The 5,944-nt window shown below is 58.7% G+C and carries 6 protein-coding genes; 5 read left to right on the forward strand and 1 reads right to left on the reverse strand.

The window, feature by feature from the left end; translation table 11 throughout:
* Positions 1 to 92 precede the first annotated feature (92 nt).
* From HMPREF2993_RS11185 to HMPREF2993_RS11195, 3 genes are all read left to right on the forward strand, one after another.
* Positions 93 to 947 carry a sortase family protein gene (locus HMPREF2993_RS11185; RefSeq protein ID WP_070702404.1) on the forward strand — a complete coding sequence of 285 codons (855 nt, stop codon included), beginning with the start codon at positions 93 to 95 and terminating at the stop codon, positions 945 to 947.
* A gap of 291 nt (positions 948 to 1,238) precedes the next feature.
* Complete coding sequence (locus tag HMPREF2993_RS11190; protein ID WP_070702406.1) at positions 1,239 to 2,141, forward strand: hypothetical protein; 903 nt, start codon at positions 1,239 to 1,241, stop codon at positions 2,139 to 2,141.
* A 177-nt stretch (positions 2,142 to 2,318) separates the two neighbouring features.
* The gene (locus tag HMPREF2993_RS11195; RefSeq protein ID WP_070702408.1) at positions 2,319 to 2,921 is read left to right on the forward strand and encodes a hypothetical protein; all 603 of its coding nucleotides are present in this window, start codon (positions 2,319 to 2,321) and stop codon (positions 2,919 to 2,921) included.
* 80 nt (positions 2,922 to 3,001) lie between these two features.
* Here HMPREF2993_RS11195 and HMPREF2993_RS11200 read toward each other — a convergent pair whose 3' ends face one another.
* A complete protein-coding gene (locus HMPREF2993_RS11200) occupies positions 3,002 to 4,582 on the reverse strand; it encodes a peptide ABC transporter substrate-binding protein (protein ID WP_070702410.1) in 1,581 nt (526 codons plus the stop codon).
* A 413-nt stretch (positions 4,583 to 4,995) separates the two neighbouring features.
* Here HMPREF2993_RS11200 and HMPREF2993_RS13755 point away from each other — a divergent pair, with 413 nt between their 5' ends.
* Both HMPREF2993_RS13755 and HMPREF2993_RS13670 read left to right on the forward strand, forming a co-directional pair.
* Positions 4,996 to 5,493: a hypothetical protein gene (locus HMPREF2993_RS13755; protein ID WP_070702412.1), complete on the forward strand. Its 498-nt coding sequence runs from the start codon at positions 4,996 to 4,998 to the stop codon at positions 5,491 to 5,493.
* 246 nt (positions 5,494 to 5,739) lie between these two features.
* Positions 5,740 to 5,944 (forward strand): hypothetical protein (locus HMPREF2993_RS13670; protein WP_371325911.1); only part of this gene is annotated, 205 nt, incomplete at its 3' end.

Genomic DNA, 5,944 nt, shown 5'->3' on the forward strand with positions numbered 1-5,944 from the left:
CACCCACTGGCTTATCACCTATGCGCTGCGCTATCAGCTTGCCGTCGGGTAGTACTGTATTTTTCTAATCATCTATCCCTCAGGAGCACACCATGGATTCTCGCTACTCGGCGCGGCGCGATAACTACCGTCTGCCGGAAGAGGGAATCCGCATCGATCTCCGCGCAGAACGCGCCCGCCGCCGAAGCCGCTCCTCGTACGGCCGCGCGGGGGCCGTCGCCAAGCAGCAGCCCAACCGCCCACGACGCCGGTCAAACCAGGTCACAGCGCGCCATCGCAAGCCCAGCGACAGCCGTGGCCTCCGCCTCGTAGCCATTGTGGCGGTGGTGCTGGTCGGCATTATCGCCGCGCTCAAGCTCAATCAGGAACCAGACACACCCGCACCGCAGCCCACAGAAGTAGCAACGGAGCCCGCCGCCGTCATCGAGCCCTCCCCCGCGGTGGAGATGCACATCCCAGCGATTGATGTGCGCGCAAAATTCGAGGAGGGCTCCTGCAGGGTTAAGGACAATAAGATCAACCCGGACTCCATGAATAAGGCCTGCACCTATACCGCGGACGATAAGCCTTACACGCTTCCTGGTACGGACTCGCCGGACATCGTGGTCATTGCTGGACACACGGGCGCGGGTGTGCCGGCGGTATTCAATAACCTCTACGACGGCCGCGCCGATGAGCACAAGGCCGCGGTGGGCGACAAGCTGTATCTGCGCACGCAGAACTCCGGCGAGCAGTGGCTGGTGTATATAGCCACGGATCTGCACGATCCTTCAAAGGAAGGCCTTGAGCAGGACGAGAGTATCTGGGGTGCCGATGCCAAACCGGGCCGCCTGCTGACCATCAGCTGCATTCAGCCGGCCAACCCACTGGCTTCTGCAGTGCGCAACGCGGTGGTGGGCTGGCAGTTTGAGGGCGTAACGACCACACCTGAGCCGGCCGCAAGCTAGCGCTCAATCGTACTTTTCAACCCCCGTACAGGGGTACCCGTTTTGACAGGTCGTTGTCGAACACCCCACAACCAGCAGCCCCCACCAGAACCTGCTCTTCCACTAAACAGCCAGCCCCTTTACATTACAACTTATACTTCACGCTCATCGAACACTGCCCCAGATCAGCACGACACATCTCCCATAAATTACGGAACATCTTCACGTAACCCCTGTGACTAATGTGAAAATTGTGACTATTGTGGTTCTGGTCTGATGGACTCCCTCTCACAAACCCACTAGGAGAAACATATGAAGCGCATCCACCGCACCCTGACCGCAGCCGCACTGGCTGGCTCCCTCGCACTGGGCGGCACCGCCGTTGCCTCTGCACAGATTCCGGCTCCAGCTGAGTTCGAGCTCGATGGCGTAATCTACCGCCAGCAGGCTGACGGTAACTACATGAGCGTCAACGAGTTTGGCGGTACCGAGCTAACCAAGGAACAGGCACAGGCTGCATGGGAGCGCCTGCAGGAAAAGCAAGCCCCCGCTGACAACCCCGCCGAGGATCCAGCAGCCCCGGTTGATCCGGATCCTCAGGACAACGCTCCTGCACCGGCCAACCCGGACCCGGCTCCGGCCGGCCCGTCCAAGGTCGACACCCCGATCGACAACGGCAGCGACGCTTCTAAGAATGATCCGGAGAAGCCGGAGGCTGGCGGCGAGCAGTCCGAGGGCGGCAACGAGAATCCGGGGGCCGGTGAGGGCAAGGACGAGCCTGCTACTCCGCCCTCTGGAGAGACCGATCCGACGGGCGGCTCCCAGCCCCCGGCCGGTTCCGCCGAGGATTCCGATTTCGACGCCAAGCAGCTGGCATGGCTGGCCCTGCCGGCCGCCCTCGTCATCGGTGGCGTGACCTGGTACCTGGCCAAGGATGGCAAGACCTACGTGAAGTCCCAGGAGGCAGCCCAGAACGACGCTCCAAGTGCCGAGGAGAAGGCCGCTTCCGAGCAGATGCTCAAGGAGAACAAGGACGAGGTCATCGCCCAGGGTGGTCAGGTTGCCGAAAGCACCGCCGAGAAGTCCCAGGTACAGTCGCGCGGTATCTCCGCTGAGACCGGTTCCAACACCGTTGCTCGTGGCCTTGCCGCACTGGCCATCGCAGCCATGATTGCAGCTGGCGCTTTCGCTGCCCGCCGCAAGTTCTTTATCTAAGAGTCCCTGCGCCGCGTTCCGCGTGCCTCCAGGCCTTACTTTTAAGAGCATGGAGGAACGCGGTTCTCGCAGTTTTGTGCTTAGAGCTTGAGGTAGCGTTAATATAGTTGGATAGCCCCTGCGCACCAAGGGTTTTCTATCTTTCACTTTCCTTCGCTCTATTTCTAGGAGAATCCCATGAAGAAGGCTTCACTCGCTCTCGCCACCACCGCTCTGGCGGGCTCTCTGTGTGTTATTGGCTCGACCATCGCTACCGCCGACGAGTCCACCGCAAACGCCACCAACACCTCGGCTACCGAGATCAACTTCTGCTGGGCCCCAGCCGAAGAGTTCACCACCACCATTGAGGACACCGAGCACACCTTCAAGCAGGAGGAATTCGGACTCTGGCGCGCCACTGACAATGAAGAATTGACCCTGAACCGCGCCGAGGTCATGGCGATTGCCAAGGACGACGCCTCTGCCTGTGGCAAGCAGGACACCGCAGCCGCTGAAATCCAGGAATCCCTGGCCAAGAACCCGCCGAGCTCGACGACGTCCACGACGACAACGCCGACCACCCCGACGGAGAAGCCCGTGGAGCCAGCGGATGACCCTTCGCAGGCACCGACCGGCACCAATGAGTCCAGCTCCTTCGATGAAGCCCTCAGCTCCAAGGACGGTGAGCCGACCGATCTTGGCATTGCCGCCATCGTCACTGCTGTCCTAGGCGTCATCGGCGCCATCGCTGCTGTCGCTCCGAACGTGGCAAAGTCCCTGGGCATTAAGCTGCCTTTCTAACAGCTCCGCCCGCTTAAGAAAAGCGCTCCTCACCACCAATCGTTGAGGAGCGCTTTTCACGTAGCAGGACGTGTATCGATCTACTTCAGAGTTACCTTGTAATACAGCGGCTTCGACTTCCACGTAAAGATCACGTCATCGACACGCTCGGAGTAGCCACCAGTGGAGTTGGTGTACCAGAGCGGGATTGCTGGAAGGTCCTTCATGAGCACCGCTTGGGCATCATTGACCCGCTCAACACTCTCCTCTTCGTTAGCTGCCGCGGCGGCCTTCTTCAGAAGCGAATCGAACTCGGGGTTGGAATAGTCAGCGTCGTTAGTCGCAGCACCCGTGGCATACAACGGTTCCAAGAAACTCGACGGCGACGGGTATACCGACTGCCAGCCGGTGCGGAACGCACCCTCGATAGTCTTGTTCGTGACTTCATCGCGTAGCGATTTGAAATCCGGATACGGCGCTGGCTGCGCATCAATATCAAGGGTGTTTCGAATGAAGTTCACGACAGCATCGACCCACTCCTTGTGACTACCGTCGGAATTGTACGCCACGGTGAACGGCCCCTTGAATGGCTTCATCTCCTCCGCCTTGGCCCACAGCTCGCGCGCCTTGTCCGGGTTATAGGTCAGGACGTCGTTGCCGGGGATGTCTGTGGCACCGTCGTTAAGCACAGGCGATGTGAAATCCACCGCCGGAGTGTTCGTCCCTTGGAAAATGGTCTGGGTAATCTCGTCGCGGTCAATGGCCATGGACAGTGCTTGTCGACGCAACGCCCCCGCCTCCCCGCTAAAGTTCTCATCCCCGGCGGGGATAGTAATGGACTGGAAAATTGCAGCAGGCTCGTTCACTGCGCGCTCGCCGAGATCAGTTTCAAAGTTGGCCATGGCCGAGGACGGGACCGAGTCCAAAACATCGAGGTTCCCCGAAAGCAAGTCAGCATAGGCCGCACTGGCGTCGGCATAGAAAACGAAGTTCAGACCATCGTTCTGCGCCTTGCGGTCACCTTCATACTTCTCGTTGGGAACGAGTATCGCATTCTGGTTATGGTTCCATTCCTGCAGCTTATAAGGGCCACTTCCCACTGGGTTTTGGCCGTAGGCGTCGATGTCATCGAAGGCTGATTCGTGCATGGGGAAAAAGACGGAATAACCCAAACGCGTCTCGAAATCCGCCGTGGGCTCATCAAGTTCAATGGTGAACGTCTTCTCATCGACAACCTTGAGCCCTTCCATGCTCTCTGTTCCTTCTTCGTAGCCCTTGATGGGCTCGAAGAAATAGGCAGAGAGCATGCTGTTCTCTACAGCGTTGTTCCACGTATCGACATAGTCCTGGGCACGCACCGGGGAGCCATCGGAGAACACCGCGTCCTCCTTGAGCGTGACCTTGTACGTCACGTCATCGGTCTTCTCTATGCTCTCTGCTTGGTCGTTGTGCACCTCACCATTCTCATCGAAGTACACGAGTCCCGAGTAGATGAGGTCGATGAGCGTTGCGCCCGGCACATCGCTGGTATCTGCAGGGATGAGCGGCTTTTGGGGTTCGGTGGAGTTGGTACTGATGAAATCAACATCCGCCGCACCACCCGATCCGTCTCCTCCGCATGCAGTCAGGCCAGCTGCTGCGACGACAGCGGCGAGGCTCGCGCCGACTTTTGTCCCTTTCATGAGTTCTCCTTAGGGGTATCGTATGCGTGACTTCCCTCATAACAATACGGCGATATGTTGCGCTTCACTCAATAAATGCACTCTCCGCCGCCGGAACCTTGCGCAGATCCCCTGTGTAACGCCTGTCAACATCCTCGGCTCCTCACCCACACCTCTCCCCGGCCGCACTACCGCCATACAGTCTTTTTCGCGTTTTCGTAGCACCATAATCGCGTCAGCAAACATTATTGCGCGCTGATAAGCCCTTGGCAGCTGTCGTGGAATACCCATATAACCTTTCACAGCTTGACCAATCCCTTTCCGACCTTCGTTAGCATGTGGGAGGTCGAAGTCAGTAAGCGATGACGAACATCGCCTGATGACGGCCTTTCACTTTCATAAGATGTCCCCGATCTATTCCCAGGAGAAATAATATGAAGCGCATTTCCCGCAACCTCACCGCTGCCGCTCTGGCGAGCTCCCTCGCACTGGCTGGCGCCACCGCCGCCAACGCGGAGGAGAACACTGACGTAACCGTCAACGATGCCATCAACGCCATCACCGAGGCCGGCGACAACACTGGTGAGACCGAAGGCGAGAACGGCGACAACACTGACGAGACCGAAGGCGAGAACGGCGACAACGCTGACGAGACCGAAGGCGAGGCCGGCGACAACGCTGGCAAGACCGAGGGCGAGAAGCAACCGGGCAATGACAAGCAGCCAGGCAAGGGTGATACCAACAAGGAGCCAGGCAAGGGCGATACCAACAAGGAGAAGAGCTCCTTCGACGACATTAAGGCCAAGCTGTCTTCCGAGGAAGGCAAGCCGACCGATCTGGGCATCGCTGCCATCGTTCTCGGCGTCCTTGGCGCAATCGCTGCTGCCGTTCCGGCCGCTGCTCAGGCCCTGAACATCAAGCTTCCGTTCTAATCACTGAAGCTTGAACGTCCTAAGGGACGTCGTTAAGCACACAGGCACCCCCACCACCATCGCGTGGATTGGGGGTGCCTTTGTGTGTTCATGGGGAGTACTCCCGAAAATCGAAGGTTTTTCGTCTTACATCAGCCGCACGCGTGGGATCTGGGTTACACTCCGAACCCAACCGATCCCGGTTAACGGAATGATTCATTCCACTTTCCATCACCCTTTCACCTACTACCTATTCTCGGAGTTCTTATGTCTAACTTCTCTCGCGGCCTGCTTGCCGCAACCCTGACCAGTTCACTCGCATTCGCTGGGGCCACCGCCGCCTCTGCTGAGGAAGCTGCCACCACCAACTGCGGCTCCCCGAAGGCCGAGTTCACTGCCACCGTTGATGGCAAGGAGCACACCTTCAAGAAGGTCAGCGAATTCCTGTGGCAGGCCACCGACGATGAAAAGG

This window comes from Corynebacterium sp. HMSC068G04, assembly GCF_001814885.1.
Classification (GTDB): domain Bacteria; phylum Actinomycetota; class Actinomycetes; order Mycobacteriales; family Mycobacteriaceae; genus Corynebacterium; species Corynebacterium hiratae.

Coding starts and splice junctions, on each gene's coding strand:
- HMPREF2993_RS11190 (WP_070702406.1), top strand. CDS start 1,239: ATGAAGCGCATCCACCGCACCCTGACCGCAGCCGCACTGGCTGGCTCC.
- HMPREF2993_RS11185 (WP_070702404.1), top strand. CDS start 93: ATGGATTCTCGCTACTCGGCGCGGCGCGATAACTACCGTCTGCCGGAA.
- HMPREF2993_RS13755 (WP_070702412.1), top strand. CDS start 4,996: ATGAAGCGCATTTCCCGCAACCTCACCGCTGCCGCTCTGGCGAGCTCC.
- HMPREF2993_RS11195 (WP_070702408.1), top strand. CDS start 2,319: ATGAAGAAGGCTTCACTCGCTCTCGCCACCACCGCTCTGGCGGGCTCT.
- HMPREF2993_RS11200 (WP_070702410.1), bottom strand. CDS start 4,582: ATGAAAGGGACAAAAGTCGGCGCGAGCCTCGCCGCTGTCGTCGCAGCA.